The organism is Janthinobacterium longum (genome assembly GCF_051380735.1).
Lineage (GTDB): Bacteria > Pseudomonadota > Gammaproteobacteria > Burkholderiales > Burkholderiaceae_D > Janthinobacterium.
Genome location: NZ_JBNYXQ010000009.1, coordinates 117,900 through 135,035, shown reverse-complemented (window position 1 = coordinate 135,035; position 17,136 = coordinate 117,900). Strand labels below are relative to the sequence as shown.

Genomic DNA, 17,136 nt, shown 5'->3' with positions numbered 1-17,136 from the left:
TCAATGTTGAGTAACAAGCAGTCGGGCAGTGCGATCAGTAGTTAACCCCCTAATAGAGAGATTTTCATGAAAAAAGTCCTGTTTACCTTATTGGCTCTCGGTGCTTCCTGCACCGCCCTGGCGCAATCGAGCGTCACCATGTACGGCGTGGCCGATGCCGGCCTGGTCGTCGACAAGGACGCTGCCGGCGACCGCCTGACCCGCGTCGCTTCCGGTGTTGCTTCCGGCTCGCGCATCGGCTTCAAGGGCAAGGAAGACCTGGGTGGCGGCTTGGCTGCAGTCTTCGTGCTGGAAAGCGGTTTCAATATCGATACGGGCACTTCCGGCCAGGGCGGCCTGCTGTTCGGTCGCCAGGCGTATGTGGGCCTGACCGGCAACGCCGGCACCGTCACCCTGGGCCGCCAGTACTCGCCGTACTACCTGGCCCTGCGCGACGTGGCCGATCCGTTCGTGATCGGCCTGGCAGGCACGGCGTCGAACGTGATGGCGACCAATTACCGCGTCGACAACATGGCGCAGTACGCCACCCCGACCTGGAACAAGCTGTCGGCCGAACTGGCTTACGGTTTCGGCGAAGTTGCCGACGACAACCAGAAAAACCGCAGCCTGGGCGGCGCCGTGCACTACATCGACGGTCCGCTGAACCTGACCCTGACGCACCACCGCAAGGAAAACGCGCTGGCCACGGCAGATACGCGCAACAGCCTGCTGGCCATGCGCTATGACTTCGGCGTGGCGCAAGGCCACCTCGGCTACGCAGACAACCGCGCCCTCGACAACAGCAAGAGCAACGACGTGCTGCTGGGCGTGACCGTGCCGCTCGGCGCGACCAAAGTGGTTGCCTCGTACATCCGTCACAACGACAAGAGCAACCTGAACCGTGACGCCCAGCAGTGGGCCATCGGCGCTTTCTACGCCCTGTCCAAGCGCAGCGACCTGTACACCGGTTACGGCCATATCAGCAACAAGAACGGCGCCACGTTCGTGGTCGGCAACGCCACCGACAACGGCACCGGCAATTCCGGCTTCAACCTGGGCATGCGCCATACTTTCTAAGCACGTCTAGCTACTGCCAGGGCCGCCGGAGATCACTCCGGCGGCTTTTTTCATTTATGCGCGTCCCTTGATGCGATACTGTGGCTTATTGCAGCCCGATACCGACCATGACCAACAGCAGCACCTCCCCTCTTTCCTGGCACCAAAACCTGGCGCAACATCCGGCCCGCAGGGCCATGGCCTGGGGCGTGGTACTGGCCGCCTGCCTGGCGATTGTGTGGCTGGTGTATTTCTGGACCGAGCGCATTGCCATCGGCAAGCTGCAGGCCAGCGGTGCGCAGCGCCTGGAGGTGTATGTCAGCAGCCTGGAAAATGCGCTGGAAAAATACGATTTCCTGCCCAAGACACTGGAACTGAACCGTGACGTGATCCGCCTGCTGCAGCACCCGGAAGACCCGGTGCTGGTCGATACCGTCAACAACTACCTGGAGCAGATGAATGCCCAGGCAAAGTCGTCGACCATTTTTATCAGCAACCTCGACGGCAACACGCGCGCGGCCAGCAACTGGCAGCGACCCGACAGTTTTATCGGCGACAATATTGCCTTTCGCCCGTATGCCCAGGATGCGCTGCGCGGCACACCGGGCCGCTTTTACGGGGTCGGCACGACGCGCCTGGAACCCGGTTATTTCTTCGCCCATGGCATCTATCAAAATGGCCGCATGCTGGGCCTGGCCACCGTCAAGCTGAACCTGGAAAACCTGGAAAAACGCTGGGTGCAAGGCGCCGACAAGGTGATGCTGGCCGACGAGCATGGCGTGATCTTCCTGAGTTCCGTGGCACAGTGGAAATACAAGACGCTGGCGCCGTTGTCGCCGGCGGTGGTGGAAGAAATCAACCGCACGCGCCAGTACTATTCGAAGCAGCTGGAAACCATACCGTTTGTGTCGGACCGGCAACTGGGCAATGGCGCGCGCGTGATCAGCGTGCGCGAGCAGGAGCGGGCCGATGCGCCGCAAAAGATTACGTCCAGCGTGATGACGCAGATGAAGCTGAAGTCGCCTAACGGCTGGACCTTCATTTACCTGTCGGACCTGGCGCAGGCGAAGGCCAGCGCCCGCTCGGCGGCCGCGTTTTCGGGCGTGCTGCTGGGCTTTTTCGTGCTGCTGTTCTTTTATGTGCGCCAGCGGCGCGCGGCGGTGGCGCAAAAACTGCGCGCTCGCGAAGACTTGCAGCATGCCTATGACAACCTGGAAACCATGGTCGAGGAACGCACCTCGGAACTGAACGCCATGACGCAAAGCCTGAGCCAGGAAATCGAGGTGCGCAGCAAGGCCGAACAAAAGCTGCACATCACGCAAAACGAGTTGTTCCAGGCTGGCAAGATGGCCGTACTGGGGCAGATGTCGGCCAGCATCACGCACGAACTGAACCAGCCACTGACGGCGCTGCGCACCATGTCCGACAACGCCGTGATCCTGCTGGAGCGCGGCCGGCTTGACGATGCGCGCCGCAACCTGGCTAAAATATCGCAGATCGCCGCACGCATGGGCACCATCACGGGGCAACTGAAAGTGTTTGCGCGCAAGTCGACCACCAGCCTGACCTCGGTATCGATACCGACCGCGATCAGCAATGCACTGTTCCTGGTCGAGCGCCGCCTGCAGGTGGAAAACGTGCGCTTTACCTTGCAGTTGCCGCCCGATGATATTTTTGCCGTGTGCGAAAGCAACCGGCTGGAGCAGGTGCTGGTGAACCTGTATGCGAACGCGCTCGACGCCATGAACGGCAGCGAGGTGCGCAGCCTGCGCGTGACGGTCGAATGCAAGGCGCCGCTGGTGCTGATCCATGTGGCCGACACCGGGCCGGGGCTGTCGACGGAGGTGTACGAACACCTGTTCGAGCCGTTTTTTACCACCAAGCCGCAGGGCCTGGGCCTGGGATTGGGGCTGGCCATTTCCGAGCAGATCACGCGCCAGTTCGGCGGCGTGCTGCGGGCCGACAACGCCCCTGGCGGCGGCGCCATATTCACCATCGAATTACAGATGGCAACGCAGGAGGAAAAGCATGTTTGAGGGTTTGAAGGTGTTGCTGGTCGAAGATGATCCGACCGTGCGCGAAGGCAGCGAGCAGGCGCTGCAGCTGGCCGGGCTGGACGTGCTGGCGTTTGACTCTGCCGAGCAGGCATACAAGCTGCTGGCGCCTGATTTTCCCGGCATTGTCGTCAGCGACGTGCGCCTGCCCGGCATGAGCGGCCTGGATTTATTACAGGCGATCAAGCAGCTCGACGCCAACCTGCCGGTGATCCTGGTCACCGGCCACGGCGACATCACCATGGCCGTGCATGCGATGCGCACGGGCGCCTATGACTTTATCGAAAAACCGTATTCGTCCGAGCAACTGGTCGACGTGATCCTGCGCGCGCTGGAAACGCGCAGACTGATGCTGGAAGTGCACAGCCTGCGGCGCCAGCTCGAAGACGGCGGCGGCATCGAGTCGCGTTTGCTGGGCAATTCGCAGGCGATGCGCGATATTCGACGCCTGATCCTTGACGTTGCTAACGAACCGGCGGACGTGCTGATCTATGGCGACACCGGTACCGGCAAGGAAATGGTGGCGCGCTGCCTGCATGATTTCAGCCACCGGCGCAAGCACAACTTCGTTGCCGTCAACTGCGGCGCGATACCCGAAAGCATTTTTGAAAGCGAAGTCTTCGGCCATGAAACGGGTTCGTTTACGGGCGCGGCCAAGCGCCAGGTGGGCAAGATCGAACATGCCGACCATGGCACGTTTTTTCTCGATGAAATCGAAAGCCTGCCGCTGTCGCTGCAGGTCAAACTGCTGCGCGTACTGCAGGAGCGCTATATCGAGCGGCTGGGCTCGAACATTCCCACGCCGGTCGACGTACGCGTGGTGGCCGCCGCCAAGCTGGACCTGGAGGACCTGTCACGCCAGCAGAAGTTTCGCAGCGACCTGTATTACCGGCTGAACCTGATCGTGCTGCACCTGCCGCCACTGCGCGAGCGGCGCGAAGATATTCCGATGCTGTTCGAGCATTTCGTGCTGGCCGCAGCGGCACGCTACAACCGCGCCGCGCCGATGGTATCGAGCGCGCAGATGCGCAACCTGATGGCGCATGGCTGGCCCGGCAATGTGCGCGAGCTGCGCAATATCGCCGACCGCTTCGTGCTGGGCATCGCCGGTGGCGCCTCGAATTTGCTGGCGACCGGTGCGCAGGCTGCGGCGCTGTCGCTGGCCGAACAGGTCAACGCCTTCGAACGTGCGCTGATCGAGCAGGAACTGCGCACCTATGCGGGCAACGTCAGCGAAGCGAGCACCGTATTGGGGCTGCCGAAACAGACCCTGTATCACAAGATGCAGAAATATAATCTGGTGGCCGAAGAGTTCAGATAGCCACGCCCACGCGGCCGCTGCGCAAGGGCACGACCCAGTCCGGCCGGCCGTGGGCCAGCGCCAGCCGCGCTTGCGTTTCCCAGTCATACTCCACCTGATGAAACTGCACATGCCAGACGCCTTGCGCATCGTCTTCGACGATGGCGTAGCGCGCATGCGGCGTGCCGTTTTCCATCACATGCGGGTACAGGTGATCGTCGTCATAGGCCTGCAGCCCCACGCTGCCGGGATTGACGATCAGCCGCCCGTCGGGCAGCGTGATTGAGCGCGGCATATGCGTGTGGCCGCACAATATCAGGGCTGCTTCGGCAGCGCCGGCGCGCTGCACCACTTCTTCCAGCGTGGCGGCGCGGCTGCCCTGCGGCGTGACGGTGTCGAGAAAATACACCAGGTCGCTGGCCGGCGTGCCATGCACCAGCAGTACGTCGTGGCGCAAGCGCAAGTTCGCCGGCAGCGCGGTTATCCACGCCAGCTGTTCCGGCAGCAACTGTGCACGCGCATACGCATCGGACACGCCCATGCGCTGCGGGTCACCGAGCAACTGGCGCTCATGGTTGCCCCGGATGGTCGGCAAGTCCAGCGCCATCAGGCGTGCTGCCGTGTCGCGCGGCTGCAGGTGGCCCGAGACGATATCGCCCAGATTGACGGTGACATCGACGCCGTGGCGGGCGATATCGGCCAGCACGGCGTCAAGCGCGGCCAGGTTGCCGTGGATATCGGAAATGGCGGCAATTTTCATACGGTTTTTCCTGTCGATAGTAGTAGGACAATTCTGACCTGCAGTTGCGCCGTGCGGCTACACGAGCTCAGCTTTGCGATTGCTATGATGCCGATCTTTCAGTGTCGCCCCCTGCTGCGGCGCCCTTCCCATCATCATAGGAGATTTTCATGTTTGCCTCGTCCACATCGACCCGCCTGTCGCCACCACGCCTGCGCCATCTTGCCGTGCGCAGTGCCATGTTGCTGGGTATCGTGGGCGCGGCCGCCGCCGGTACCAGCGCACACGCCGAGCCATCCGTGGCGCTGGACCGCGCCAGCATCTCTCTGGGTGCATTTTATGCCGATCCGCGCATCGATATCGGCGCCGACACGCAGTTCGGCCGCATTGATGCACCGGATTCCAACCCGAAACACACGACGATTCCACGCATCAAGGCCGACCTGCTGATCGGCGACCACCATGGCCTCAATTTTGATTACTACCGCTATGACAAGAACTACACGCCAACCCTGAGCGGCGCGACCGTCATCAATGGCCAGACAGTGACCGGCACGGCCAGCGCCGACGCCGACCTGCAGCTGGACCTGGCCAAGCTGGCCTACAAATGGTGGCTAGGCGAGAACCAGGACACCTTCGGCATCGGCCTGGGCGCGGCCTACTACAGCGCCAAGCTGGAAGGTTCGGCCACCGCCCTGGTCAATGGCGTGAACGCGACTGCACGCGACTCCGTCAGCGAACACGCGTTTGCGCCGCTGGTCGAATTGGCATGGCGCCACGCTTTTACGCCCAATGTGCGCATGTACGTGGAAGCGTCGGGCATCAAGAAAAATGGCGGCACCATCAATGGCCATATCTACGGCGGCAATGTGGGCGTGGAATGGTTCCCGTTCAAAAATGTCGGTTTCGTGGCCGACTACGGCATGTCGAAAATCGCCCTGCGCCGTGACAGCACGCGCAACGCCGACCTCAATATCCGCCTGGCCGGCCCATCGGCCTACGTCAAGATGCGCTTCTGATCATTGCTTCATCGATGTCCAGCATCCCCGCCGCGAGCGGGGATTTTTTTGTCCAGTCGTCTTTCATCCCCGCCCTGACGCATTTCAGTCCTGCCTTTTCGCCGGTGGTCGCAAAAATATTATTTACTTTCTAATTGACGATACAGTATTGTCTTTAAGTAACATCCGCTATCGCGGAAGACCCGACAGACCGGCCGACACGAATCGGCCGGCACTTTTACCGTCAAGCCCAGGAGAGTGCCGTAATGCTATCGATCAAACAACTGAACAAAACCTATTCCAATGGCGTCCGGGCCATCCACGATGTCAGCCTGGATATTCCGAACGGCATGTTTGGCCTGCTGGGTCCGAATGGCGCCGGCAAGTCGTCCTTGATGCGCACCATTGCAACCTTGCAAGACCCCGACAGCGGCAGCATCAGCTTCAACGGCGTCGATGTGCTGAAAGACAAGGAAGGCCTGCGCCGCCAGCTAGGCTACCTGCCGCAGGACTTTGGCGTGTATCCGAAGGTCAGCGCGGAAACCCTGCTTAATCACTTTGCGGTGCTCAAGGGCCTGACGCAAAAAGGCCCGCGCAAGGAAGCGGTCGAAGCGCTGCTGCAGCAGACCAATCTGTGGGAAGCAAGGAAGCGCAAGCTGGGTACCTATTCGGGCGGCATGCGCCAGCGCTTCGGCATTGCCCAGGCCCTGCTCGGTGCGCCACGCCTGGTGATTGTCGACGAACCGACTGCCGGCCTGGACCCGGACGAACGCAACCGTTTCCTGAACCTGCTGGCGAAAATCGGCGAGCAGGTGGTAGTGATTTTGTCGACCCATATCGTGGCCGACGTAACCGACCTGTGCCCGCGCATGGCGATGATCGTCAAGGGCCAGGTGCTGGTGCAGGGCGAGCCGCAGGCAGCCATCGATACGCTCAATAACAAAGTGTGGCGCCGCACCGTGTCCACCGAGGAGCTGGCGCAGTACCAACAGAGCCTGAACGTGCTGTCGACGCGGCTGGTCGGTGGCCGCCCGCAGATCAATGTGTTTGCCGACAGCCAGCCCGATGCCGGCTTCGTGCAGATCGCACCGGACCTGGAAGACGTGTACTTCCTGCATGTGCGCCATGCCGCCGCCAGCGCCCGCCCTTCCGGCGCAGCGGCATAAGGAGCGCACCATGTGGAAGGAATTTTTCAAGTTTGACCTCGGCTACCAGCTCAGGCAGCCGTTGCTGTGGGTATTTGCCGCCATCCTGGCCCTGATGGCCTTTGGCGTGACCACCAGCGACTCGGTACAGATGGGTGGCGCGATCGGCAACGTGAACCGCAATGCGCCCACCGTGGTGGCCCAATTGCTGGGCATGTTTACCCTGCTGTCGATGTTTTTGATCACCGTCTTTATCGCCGGCGCCGTATTGCGCGACAGCGAAGTGGGCATGGCCGACATGCTGTTTGCCACGCCGATGCGCAAATGGGACTATCTGTTCGGCCGCTTTGCCGCCGGTTTCGTGGCCTGCCTGGTGATCTTTGTCTGCATTGCGCTCGGCACCATGATCGGCCCGCTGATGCCATGGGTCGACCCGCAGCGCGTGGGGCCATTTTCACTGCATACCTATGGCTGGACCTTCGCCGTGCTGGTGATACCCAACCTGCTGTTCGTCGGCGCACTGCTGATGCTGCTGGCTGCCACCACCCGCTCGATGCTGCTGGTGTATGTGGGCGTGCTGGCGTTTTTCGTGCTGCGCACCATCGCCAGCGTGTTTACGCGCGATATCAACAACGAGTGGGTGGCGGTGCTGCTCGACCCGTTCGGCGTGACGGCCTTTGGCCGCATGACGCGCTATTTCACCTCGTCGGAAGCGAACAGCATCCTGCCGCCGTTCTCCGGCTTCCTGCTGGCCAACCGCTTGCTGTGGCTGGGCATTACCACCGCGCTGTTTGCCGCCACCGTGGTGCTGTTCAAGCCGCAGCGCACCGGCACCGGCAAGCGTTTGTTCGGCAAGCACAAGGCGCAGGCAGCAGCCGCTGCGGTGGCCGCGCCTTTGCTACTGCCGCGCATTACGCCGGCGTTTGGGGCGGCCACGGCCTGGCGCCAGTGGTGGCAAATCCTGCGCTTTGACGCGGCCGGCGTGTTCAGGAGCGTGCCCTTCCTGGTGATGCTGCTGTTCGGCGTGATCAACCTGGTCGCCGGCATGAGCATGGAGTCCAAAGTGTTCGGTACCGCCGTTTATCCGATGACCTATCTGATGGTGCAGCAGATCAGCCAGAGTTTCAGCTTCATGCTGATCATTATCGTGAGCTTTTATGCGGGCGAACTGATCTTCAAGGAACGGCAAGTGAAAATCGCCGACGTCAGCGACGCCATGCCGGTGGCCGACTGGACGCCTTTGCTGGCCAAGTGCACGGCCCTGGTCGGCGTGGTGGGGGGCTATATGCTGGTCGGCGTGCTGACCGCCATTATCTTCCAGCTCTACAAGGGCGGCGCGCCGGTGGAACTGGGCCTGTACCTGCAAGGCACCCTGCTTGGCACGCTTTTCTTCGTGCTGATGGGCTTGTGCGCCATCGTGCTGCAAGTGCTGTCGAATAACAAGTTCGTCGGCTACCTGCTGGTAATTCTGCTGATGGTATCGCAGGCCGTGCTGGCGATGCTGCACTTCGAGCACAATCTGTACAACTTCGGCGCCACGCCCGACATCAAGTATTCCGACATGAACGGCTATGGCCACTTCCTGGCTGGCTGGCGCTGGTATGCGCTGTACTGGAGCCTGTTTACCGTGGCGCTGGTGCTGCTGGCGCAGGCGTTCTGGGTACGCGGCCTGTCGACTGGCTGGCGCGCGCGCGTCAGCCTGGCCGGCCAGCGCCTGAAAAGCCGTACCGGCGCCGCGCTGGCCGTGGTGGTGCTGTGCTGGCTGGGCACCGGTGGCTGGATCTTCTACAACACCAATGTGCTCAACACCTATGAAACGGCGGACGCGGGCATGGACAAGCAGGCGCGTTACGAAAAACTGTACCGCCAGTACAAGGACCTGCCGCAGCTCAAAATCATCGACGTGCAGGCCAATGTCGATATCTATCCGGAACAGCGCAAGGTCTTGATCAAGGGCCACTATGTGCTGCAGAACAAGACCGCGCAAGCGATCGACACCCTGCGCATCCAGCGCGATACCGAGCTGGACACGAAGTGGCTGAACCTGCCCGCGCACACCACGCAGCTTGACGACAAGGACCTCGGTTTCAGCATCCTGAAACTGGCCACGCCAGTAGCACCCGGCGCGCAATTGCCGCTGGACTTCACGGTGGCCGTCACGCATGAAGGTTTTACCAATAGCGGCGCACCGGACCCGGTCAACCTGAACGGCACGTTTTTCAACAATATGGCCTACTTCCCCCACTTCGGCTACCAGAGCGAGCTGGAACTGAAGGACCGCAACGAGCGCCGCAAGCGCGGCCTGGGCGAACCGCAGCGCATGGCCAAGCTGGAAGACAAGTCGGCCTATGGCAACACGGTGTTTGGCAGCGAAGCGGACTGGATCAGCTTTGACACCACGGTGTCGACCAGCGCCGACCAGACCGCACTGGCGCCCGGCTATTTGCAGAAAAGCTGGGAAAAGGACGGCCGCCGCTATTTCCATTACAAGATGGACCAGCCGATGATGCCCTTTTTTGCCTATCTGTCGGCGCGCTGGGACGTGAAAAAAGGCGACTGGCATGGCGTGCCGATCGAAGTCTATGCCGATAAAAAGCATGGCTACAACCTGGATCGCATGATCACCTCGGTGCAAAAGTCGCTCGACTATTACACCACCGAGTTCACGCCCTACCAGCACAAGCAGGTGCGCATCCTGGAATTCCCCGGCTACGCCAGCTTTGCCCAGTCGTTTGCCAATACCATCCCGTATTCGGAAGGCATCGGCTTTATCGCCGACCTGCGCGACAAGGATGATATCGACTACGTGTATTACGTCACCGCGCATGAAATGGCGCACCAGTGGTGGGGCCACCAGGTCATCGGCGCCAATGTGCAGGGTGCGTCGATGCTGATGGAATCCCTGGCGCAATACTCGGCGCTGATGGTAATGGAAAAGGAATACGGCCGCGACAAGCTGCGCCGCTTCCTGCGCTATGAACTGGACCGTTACCTGAGCGGACGCGGTGGCGAACTGATCGAAGAATTGCCGTTGGCGCGCGTGGAAAACCAGCAATATATCCACTATCGCAAGGGCAGCCTGGTGTTCTATCGCTTGCGCGACGAGATCGGCGAAGCGGCCGTCAACCGCGCGCTGAAACGCTTCCTGCAGGACAAGGGCTACCAGCAGGCGCCGTTCACCACCACGGCCGAACTGCTGGCGTATATCCGCGCCGAAGCACCGGCAGACAAGCAGGCATTGATCACCGACCTGTTCGAGAAAATCGTCTTCTACGACAACCGCGTGACCGGGGCGACTGCCGTCAAGCGGCCGGACGGCCAATGGGACGTTACCATGAAGCTGCACCTGGCCAAGCTCGAATCCGACGGCAAGGGCAAGGAAAGCCCTCGCGTGTATGACGAGCCGGTGGAGATCGCCATCTTTGCGCGCGCGCCTGGCGCCAAGGAAAAAGACGAGAAAGTGTTATTCACCGACAAGCGCATGCTGAGCGGCCGCGACCCGGTAGTGACCATTACCGTCAAGGAAAAACCGTTCGAGGTGGGCGTCGATCCGTATAACAAGATGATCGACCGCGTTTCCAGCGACAACCGCAAGGAGGTCAGTTTCAACTAGCACCGTGCCGGGATCAGACCTTCCAGGCCTGATCCCGGCCCTTCAGTCGCCGAGGGTGTTTGTCAGCGCTCGCCTTTCACATACACGGTGTACACGGCGAACGGCAAGCCGATCATCACCGACAGCCACGGCCAGGCCGCCACGATATGGGCAAAGGCCAGCAGCAGCAGGCACACCACCGCCAGCACCACCACGAAAACAATGCGGCGCAACCACTTGCCCTGCGGCCTCGCCGGGTCGGCATGCACCGAAGTTTGTTCGTCCTGCCGGGCATTGAGGGTTTTGCTGTGCGCAGGAGGCTTTGCGGCAGCCGGCGGCAGCGGCAACGGTATGCCCTCATCGCTTGACGCCCGCTGGCGGCACTCGTTCGCACAGCGCATTTCCAATTCGCTCACCCAACTGGCGAGGCGCCGCCCCCAGTCATTGACCTTTGCCGCACTCTCGGCATCGAGGCCCTGGTAGTCACTGCTGTCGTTCTTGCAATGCGTATCGTTCTCGAACGTGGCCTGTTCCCGGTACAGCGAGGCCAGGATGCCGTGCGCCAGCAGCGTCGCGCTGCCACTGGGGAACAGCGCAAACTTCGCCCACGGTGCGGGCGGCGTCGACGGCAGGTAGATCGGCCCGGGCGGCACCAGGCTGGACGGTATCGTGATCTCGAGATCGGTGGCAATACTGTTCGCCAGTGTTTTCCAGTTGGTCTCTGGCAGGTCCAACCGCCCGTGCCGCTCTTCGACGCACCAGTAGCTGTCGATCTCGCCACCCCAATGTGTCGCGTCGGGAAAGATCGGTATGCCCGGCACGTCCGGCACCAGCGGATGGTCGCGCCAGGCGGGGCGCTCCACGCCGACAGCCCAGATCTGGTGGCGATCTGCAAAATGCACCACCACCGCGTAGTCGCCGTCATCGATAACGGCCGGCCTGGCGATGCCGAATTCGGCCATCAGGTGTAGCGACAGGCGCACCGCGCCGGACTGCTTCAATATTCCCAGCCACCAGGTAAAGTCATCGGCCAGCAGAACATGGTCGCCAAGGTGCCGGAACTGCAGGCGGGCGCCGAAAAAAATGCCGTGGCGGTACCAGTCGTCCAGCGCCAGCTTGTCGCGCAGGAATTGCGTGCCATAGCTGACGAGGGCGATCTGGCGGTGGATGGATGCGGATTGCAAGCCTGGCTCCTGTCGTTATCGAGAAGCAAAGCTTACCATTACCAGCCGAATTTCAATTCCATCCCCAGGTAGTTGGCATTGCCGCCACCGGCGTTGCGCAAGCTGTCGCCCGCCTGGAAGTGCACCGCTTCGAGCGAGGCCGTCAGGTTCGGGTTGATGCTCCAGTCGCTGCGCAACTGTGCGTAGGCGCCGGTCCAGCGGCTGCCCTGCCCGGCCGTGCGCGGCACGCCCGACATATTCTGCACATAGACCGCGTCGCCGGTAGTCTGGCGCCATTGCAGGCCCAGCGATGTGGTGACGCTGAGGGCCTTGGCCGGCTTGAAGTTCAGCGACGGCTTCAGGTGGATCAGGTTGCTGTAGCCAGTCAGGCCGGCCAGCGAAAAATAGTAACCGTTGGCAAACAGCGGGTTAAAGGTGCCCAGCTTGCCGTCGCCGCCATGTTTGTCGCCCGAAGCCATGTCGAACTGCAGGCCCACGCGGGGCATCCAGGGTGTGCTGGCAAAGGTGTAGCCGGCAATCGAGCCCAGCGCCCACGCCTGTGCCCGCTTGCTGCCCACCTGGCCGCGCTGCAACATGCCTTCGATGTCCCAGTCCACGCTGTCGCGCTTGCCGTTGTAGCGCAGGTCGTACACGTCGCGCCGCTCGTTGCCGGCAGCGTCGAGAAAACGCGCCTCGTCGCGGCGGTAGCGCGAGTAGTAGCCGGAAATATCGCCCGGCCCCAGGCCCTGGTATTCCGCACGCAGGCCATCTAAGCGCAGGTGGCTGTTGGAGTAATCGTCAAAGGTATCCACGCTGCGGTTTTGCACCGGCTGCGTGGCGTAGCCGATCAAACGCCATGGGCCATGCTCCCAGTCGGCCCACACGCCGTCAAACGACTGGCGCACATTGGGCCCGTCGCGCGCGGCAATAAAGCGCTGCAGGTCAAAGGCCATTTCCTGGCGGCCCACGCGCAGCTTGACGGCGCCGTTGTCGGTTGGTACGGCCACGGTGGCAAACAGCTGCTCGACGTCGAGTTTGTCCTGGTCCGGCGGCGCCAGCGTGTGCTTCTGGAATGCACGTGCATCGACCAGCTGGCCGAACAGCTGCACGTACTGGCCCAGGCGCAGGTCGGCATGCACATTGGCGCGCTCGATCACGTAACCGTCCGGGCGCGCACTGCCGGCGCCAAACAGCGGCGTGGCGATATGCTCATAGCGCTCGCGCAGGCCGGCGCCCAGCGACAGGTAGGAGCCACCATCGCCGAACGGCAGATATTTCAGGCCATCGAGCGGCTGGCGCGGCAGGCAGGGGGCGGCCAGCGCACTCCAGTTTTCGCTCCAGCGATTGAAATTGATCACCGGGCGCTGCACCTCGCAGGCCGCTTCCTGGGCGCTGGCAACGCTGCCAGCGAGCAGCGCCAGCGCGGCGCCGCACAGCTGCACCACGGGTTTAGTGCACGGCATCGTGGATCTCGCTGATGTAGCCGCCCGGGAACTGCAGCATGGCGCTGGCATTGCCCTTGCTGGTTTTCAGCGGCGGTACCAGCACCGTCACGCCATTGGCGGACGCCCGGCTGAGGGTGGCCGCCATGTCGTCGACCTGGTAGCCGGTGTTTTCACGGCCATACGGGAACGGCAGCTTGCCGTCGCTGACAAACACCGTCATCTTGCCAAAGCCCGAGGTCAGCTGCACGCGGCGAATGGCGTCGCCGCTGCGGCCGATTTCGCCACCATCGACCTTCTCGTCAGCGACGACTTTCGCATGCGCAAACTGCCTGAACTGGGCCAGGAACTTGTCGGCCGAGACCGGCGAAATATACACACGGTTGTCCGGCACCGAATGCAGCGGTGCATACGACGGCGCTTTGGTATGCCAGTACAGCTGCATGTTGATGCCGCCGGCCCACTGGATCAGCACATCCTTGCCGATCGGATCGTCGAACGGCGCCACGGTAACATCGGCGCCTGCCTCCACGGCAGCATCGGTTGCCTTGGCTATATCGGTCACCAGATAGCCATTGCGTTCAAGGCCGAAGCCGTACGGAATCGGCGTCTGGAAGGCGAACACCGACAGCATGCCGACCGGGGTCTGGACGTACTGGGAAGCGGTCTTGCTGGGCGTGGGCGTGACGGTAAATACTGCACGCGGCGAGGCCTTGCCGCCAAAGGTGCCGACAAAGCTGTTCACGAACGCATCGATATCGGCATTCTGTACATACACGTGCGTGGTGTCGTACTGGGGTGCGACGGACACGTCGGGCGCAGCGAAAGCGGCCAGCGGCAGGGACAGCGCGGCGACCAGCGCTCCAGCGGCAAGGCGGTTCAGCAAGGAAGGAAGTGCCATGGAAGACTCCTGGAAAGTGGATGGCGGCCTGATTGACCGCATCACCACACTGTACGGAAAACCGGCACGCGCTTGACCTGCCATTGGGTCAGGTACATCGCCACCCTGGCCCAATGGCAGGGTCGAAGCGCCGGTGTAACCGCTACAGTGGGCTGATCTGTCAGGCCAGGAGAAACGACAATGATCCGATGTGTACGTATATGGACCGGCGCGGACGGCAACTCCGTGTTCGAGGAAGGCAGCATTGCCATGCACGCTGGCGAGCATGATCAACATGGTGGGCGTGGCGATGTTTTCAGCGAAGTCATGCACGCGGCCAGCATCTCCTGGCGCGAGACCGCCGCCGGCGGCGCTTTTGCTCCGCACAACGCACCGGCGCGCCAGTTCGTTCTGACCTTGAGCGGCACCCTGGAATTTCGCTGCGCCAGCGGCGCCACGTTCATCATCCACCCCGGAGACATGCTGCTGGCCGAAGACACCACCGGCAGCGGCCACAGCTGGCGGCTGATCGGCGACGCGCCCTGGCGACGCGCCTATGTCATCGTCGGCGAGCACGCCCTCACCCTGTTCATCAAAGGAGAGCCAGCTTGAATTCCACCACTGCGAACGCCTCGCAAGACATCGTCCTGATCGGCGGCGGCATCATGAGCGCCACACTCGGCGTCATGCTCAAGGAACTCGATCCGGCATTATCCATCGTCATGTTCGAAACCCTGGACGACTGCGCGCTGGAAAGTTCCGGCGGCTGGAACAACGCCGGCACCGGCCACGCCGCCAACTGCGAAATGAACTACACGCCGCAGCGCGCTGACGGCAGCATCGACATCAGCAAGGCGCTGGAGGTCAATACCGAATTCGACATCTCGCGCCAGTTCTGGGCCTATCTGGTGCAACAGGGCGCGATCCCCGATCCGCGCGCCTTTATCCATCCGTGCCCGCACATGAGCTTTGTGTGGGGCGAAGCCAATGTCGCCTTCTTGCGCGCACGCTACCAGGCCATGTCGGCGCACCATTGCTACCACGGCATGCAATATTCCGAGGATCGCACCATCATCGCGCAATGGGCGCCCTTGATCATGGAAGGGCGCGACGAAGACCAGCCGGTCGCCGCCACCCGCATGGTGACCGGCACCGATATCGATTACGGCGCCCTCACCCATCTGCTGGTGGATCACCTGGCCAGGCAGCCCGGTTTTGCCGTGCGTTACAACAGCAAGGTGACGGGGCTGGCACGGCAGGACAAGGGCTGGCGGGTGATGGTCGAGGACACCCGCAATGGCGAGCAGCAGAGCGTGTCGGCGAAGTTTGTGTTTATCGGCGCCGGCGGCGGCGCCCTGCCGCTGCTGCAACAGTCGGGCATCCCGGAAGCGAAGGGCTATGGCGGCTTTCCCGTCAGCGGCATCTGGCTGCGCTGCGACGTCGACGCCGTCAGCGAGCGCCATCACGCCAAGGTGTACGGCAAGGCCGCCAGCGGTTCGCCGCCGATGTCGGTGCCACACCTGGACACCCGCATCATCGACGGCAAGCAGTCGCTGCTGTTCGGCCCGTATGCGGGCTTTTCCACCAAATTCCTGAAACATGGCTCGCCGGCCGACTTGTTCACTTCGCTCACGCATGACAACGTCATTCCGTTGTTCGACGTGGCGCGCGACAACCTGGCGCTGACCGAATACCTGATCGGCCAGGTGATGCAAAGCGCCGAGCACCAGTTTGCGGCGCTGAAGGAGTTCTTCCCGCTGGCGCTGCGGCAGGACTGGACAAAAGCCGTCGCCGGACAGCGCGTGCAAACCATCGCGCCGCATGAAAGCGCCGGCTGGTTCAAGCACGAAGAAGGACAACTGCAGTTCGGCACCGAGCTGGTGGCGGCCGCCGACCATTCTATCGTCGCCCTGCTGGGCGCCTCGCCGGGTGCGTCGACAGCCGCCTATATTGCGCTGCAAGTGCTGCAGCGCTGCTTCGCCCAGCGCCTGCAGGAGCCAGGCTGGCTGGCACGCCTGAACTGCATGCTGCCGACCCATGGCATCGACCTGAAGCAGGATGCCGAAGCCTGCCGCCGCAGCCGCGCCGAAACGGCCGTGCTGCTGCAGATCGACAACATCTGATGACAGGAGAACATCCTCGATGAATGACAGCACCGTGGCGGCGGCGCCATAGCCGGCGTGAAGGACTCCGGCTATGGCTGAAGCCTTGTAGAATCGGCACTATTCCAGCTACCGAGGCACGCCATGACCGCTTCCACCGCAACCAAGACGCTGCATATCGCCCGCAAGCTGATGTCCTTGCTGGGCAAGATCGAGATCACCGACGACGCAGGCAATGTCCTGTACGAAAGCCGCGCCCGCTGGGGCTGGCTGAGCAAGCCCTGGAGCATCACGCAGGACGGCCAAGAGGTCGCTACCGTGACGCGCAAGCTATGGTCGTTTGCGCCGATCTGGAACGTGCACACCCGCGACGGCGACTTTATCCTGCGCGACAAGCTGTGGAGCTGGCGCCGCCAGATCACGGTGGTCGGCGGCCGCTTCGACGGCGCCGTGCTGCGCGGCAGCCTGCTGGACATGGATTTCGAACTGGCCCGGCATGGCCAGGCGATCGCCAGGGCGCAAGCCAAGGTACTGACCTTGCGCACGCGGCACAGCATCGACTTGCTCGACACAACGCCGCAGGCGGAACTGCTGACGGCGATCTTGATGACCAACCTGCTGGCGCAAAAGCGCGAGGACAACAAAATGGCGGCGGCGGAGCCAACTCCGCCACATTTGCAATAGCG

Annotated in this window: 13 protein-coding genes; 9 read left to right on the top strand and 4 right to left on the bottom strand. The window is 62.3% G+C overall.

Annotation, left to right across the window (positions count from 1 at the left end; genetic code table 11):
• The first annotated feature begins 66 nt into the window (after positions 1 to 66).
• From ACQ4WM_RS20395 to ACQ4WM_RS20385, 3 genes are all read left to right on the top strand, one after another.
• Positions 67 to 1,056: a porin gene (locus ACQ4WM_RS20395; RefSeq protein WP_436548479.1), complete on the top strand. Its 990-nt coding sequence runs from the start codon at positions 67 to 69 to the stop codon at positions 1,054 to 1,056.
• Between the two features lie 107 nt (positions 1,057 to 1,163).
• The gene (locus ACQ4WM_RS20390) at positions 1,164 to 3,071 is read left to right on the top strand and encodes a sensor histidine kinase (RefSeq protein WP_436548478.1); all 1,908 of its coding nucleotides are present in this window, start codon (positions 1,164 to 1,166) and stop codon (positions 3,069 to 3,071) included.
• A complete protein-coding gene (locus tag ACQ4WM_RS20385) occupies positions 3,064 to 4,410 on the top strand; it encodes a sigma-54-dependent transcriptional regulator (protein ID WP_436548477.1) in 1,347 nt (448 codons plus the stop codon). The genes ACQ4WM_RS20390 and ACQ4WM_RS20385 overlap by 8 nt, the downstream gene beginning before the upstream one ends.
• On the opposite strand, the gene ACQ4WM_RS20380 is transcribed toward ACQ4WM_RS20385, so the two are convergent.
• Positions 4,403 to 5,149 carry a metallophosphoesterase family protein gene (locus ACQ4WM_RS20380; protein ID WP_436548476.1) on the bottom strand — a complete coding sequence of 249 codons (747 nt, stop codon included), beginning with the start codon at positions 5,147 to 5,149 and terminating at the stop codon, positions 4,403 to 4,405. The two genes, ACQ4WM_RS20385 and ACQ4WM_RS20380, sit on opposite strands and share 8 nt — an antisense overlap.
• Before the next feature lie 149 nt (positions 5,150 to 5,298).
• Between ACQ4WM_RS20380 and ACQ4WM_RS20375 the strand changes: the two genes are divergently transcribed.
• The 3 genes from ACQ4WM_RS20375 (at position 5,299) to ACQ4WM_RS20365 (ending at position 10,884) form a co-directional block, all read left to right on the top strand.
• A complete protein-coding gene (locus ACQ4WM_RS20375; protein ID WP_436548475.1) occupies positions 5,299 to 6,147 on the top strand; it encodes a porin family protein in 849 nt (282 codons plus the stop codon).
• A gap of 245 nt (positions 6,148 to 6,392) precedes the next feature.
• On the top strand, positions 6,393 to 7,292 hold the full coding sequence (locus tag ACQ4WM_RS20370) for an ABC transporter ATP-binding protein (protein ID WP_436548474.1): 900 nt from the start codon (positions 6,393 to 6,395) through the stop codon (positions 7,290 to 7,292).
• 10 nt (positions 7,293 to 7,302) lie between these two features.
• Positions 7,303 to 10,884 carry a M1 family aminopeptidase gene (locus ACQ4WM_RS20365; RefSeq protein ID WP_436548473.1) on the top strand — a complete coding sequence of 1,194 codons (3,582 nt, stop codon included), beginning with the start codon at positions 7,303 to 7,305 and terminating at the stop codon, positions 10,882 to 10,884.
• A 62-nt stretch (positions 10,885 to 10,946) separates the two neighbouring features.
• Here ACQ4WM_RS20365 and ACQ4WM_RS20360 read toward each other — a convergent pair whose 3' ends face one another.
• From ACQ4WM_RS20360 to ACQ4WM_RS20350, 3 genes are read right to left on the bottom strand one after another with little or no spacing between them, the layout of a single operon-like run.
• The gene (locus tag ACQ4WM_RS20360; RefSeq protein ID WP_436548472.1) at positions 10,947 to 12,047 is read right to left on the bottom strand and encodes a hypothetical protein; all 1,101 of its coding nucleotides are present in this window, start codon (positions 12,045 to 12,047) and stop codon (positions 10,947 to 10,949) included.
• A 38-nt stretch (positions 12,048 to 12,085) separates the two neighbouring features.
• Positions 12,086 to 13,540 carry an alginate export family protein gene (locus tag ACQ4WM_RS20355; protein WP_436548471.1) on the bottom strand — a complete coding sequence of 485 codons (1,455 nt, stop codon included), beginning with the start codon at positions 13,538 to 13,540 and terminating at the stop codon, positions 12,086 to 12,088.
• Positions 13,476 to 14,369, bottom strand: coding sequence for a glyoxalase (locus tag ACQ4WM_RS20350; protein WP_436548470.1), 894 nt, complete (start codon positions 14,367 to 14,369; stop codon positions 13,476 to 13,478). Before ACQ4WM_RS20350 ends, ACQ4WM_RS20355 begins: the two co-directional genes overlap by 65 nt.
• Positions 14,370 to 14,549: 180 nt before the next feature.
• Between ACQ4WM_RS20350 and ACQ4WM_RS20345 the strand changes: the two genes are divergently transcribed.
• The 3 genes from ACQ4WM_RS20345 to ACQ4WM_RS20335 all read left to right on the top strand — a co-directional run bounded on the left by ACQ4WM_RS20345 (position 14,550) and on the right by ACQ4WM_RS20335 (position 17,134).
• Entirely contained in the window at positions 14,550 to 14,960 is a 411-nt protein-coding gene (locus tag ACQ4WM_RS20345) for a cupin domain-containing protein (RefSeq protein WP_436548469.1), read from the top strand.
• Positions 14,957 to 16,471, top strand: a complete 1,515-nt coding sequence (gene mqo, locus ACQ4WM_RS20340) for a malate dehydrogenase (quinone) (protein WP_436548468.1) — start codon at positions 14,957 to 14,959, stop codon at positions 16,469 to 16,471. The genes ACQ4WM_RS20345 and mqo overlap by 4 nt, the downstream gene beginning before the upstream one ends.
• A gap of 123 nt (positions 16,472 to 16,594) precedes the next feature.
• Positions 16,595 to 17,134, top strand: coding sequence for an LURP-one-related family protein (locus tag ACQ4WM_RS20335; protein ID WP_436548467.1), 540 nt, complete (start codon positions 16,595 to 16,597; stop codon positions 17,132 to 17,134).
• Positions 17,135 to 17,136: the final 2 nt, after the last annotated feature.

Bases quoted from the DNA above. Each gene is read 5' to 3' on its own strand.
- ACQ4WM_RS20395 (WP_436548479.1), top strand. From the start codon at position 67: ATGAAAAAAGTCCTGTTTACCTTATTGGCTCTCGGTGCTTCCTGCACC.
- ACQ4WM_RS20390 (WP_436548478.1), top strand. From the start codon at position 1,164: ATGACCAACAGCAGCACCTCCCCTCTTTCCTGGCACCAAAACCTGGCG.
- ACQ4WM_RS20385 (WP_436548477.1), top strand. From the start codon at position 3,064: ATGTTTGAGGGTTTGAAGGTGTTGCTGGTCGAAGATGATCCGACCGTG.
- ACQ4WM_RS20380 (WP_436548476.1), bottom strand. From the start codon at position 5,149: ATGAAAATTGCCGCCATTTCCGATATCCACGGCAACCTGGCCGCGCTT.
- ACQ4WM_RS20375 (WP_436548475.1), top strand. From the start codon at position 5,299: ATGTTTGCCTCGTCCACATCGACCCGCCTGTCGCCACCACGCCTGCGC.
- ACQ4WM_RS20370 (WP_436548474.1), top strand. From the start codon at position 6,393: ATGCTATCGATCAAACAACTGAACAAAACCTATTCCAATGGCGTCCGG.
- ACQ4WM_RS20365 (WP_436548473.1), top strand. From the start codon at position 7,303: ATGTGGAAGGAATTTTTCAAGTTTGACCTCGGCTACCAGCTCAGGCAG.
- ACQ4WM_RS20355 (WP_436548471.1), bottom strand. From the start codon at position 13,540: ATGCCAGCGCCATGCTGCAGTTCCCGGGCGGCTACATCAGCGAGATCC.
- ACQ4WM_RS20350 (WP_436548470.1), bottom strand. From the start codon at position 14,369: ATGGCACTTCCTTCCTTGCTGAACCGCCTTGCCGCTGGAGCGCTGGTC.
- ACQ4WM_RS20345 (WP_436548469.1), top strand. From the start codon at position 14,550: ATGATCCGATGTGTACGTATATGGACCGGCGCGGACGGCAACTCCGTG.
- ACQ4WM_RS20335 (WP_436548467.1), top strand. From the start codon at position 16,595: ATGACCGCTTCCACCGCAACCAAGACGCTGCATATCGCCCGCAAGCTG.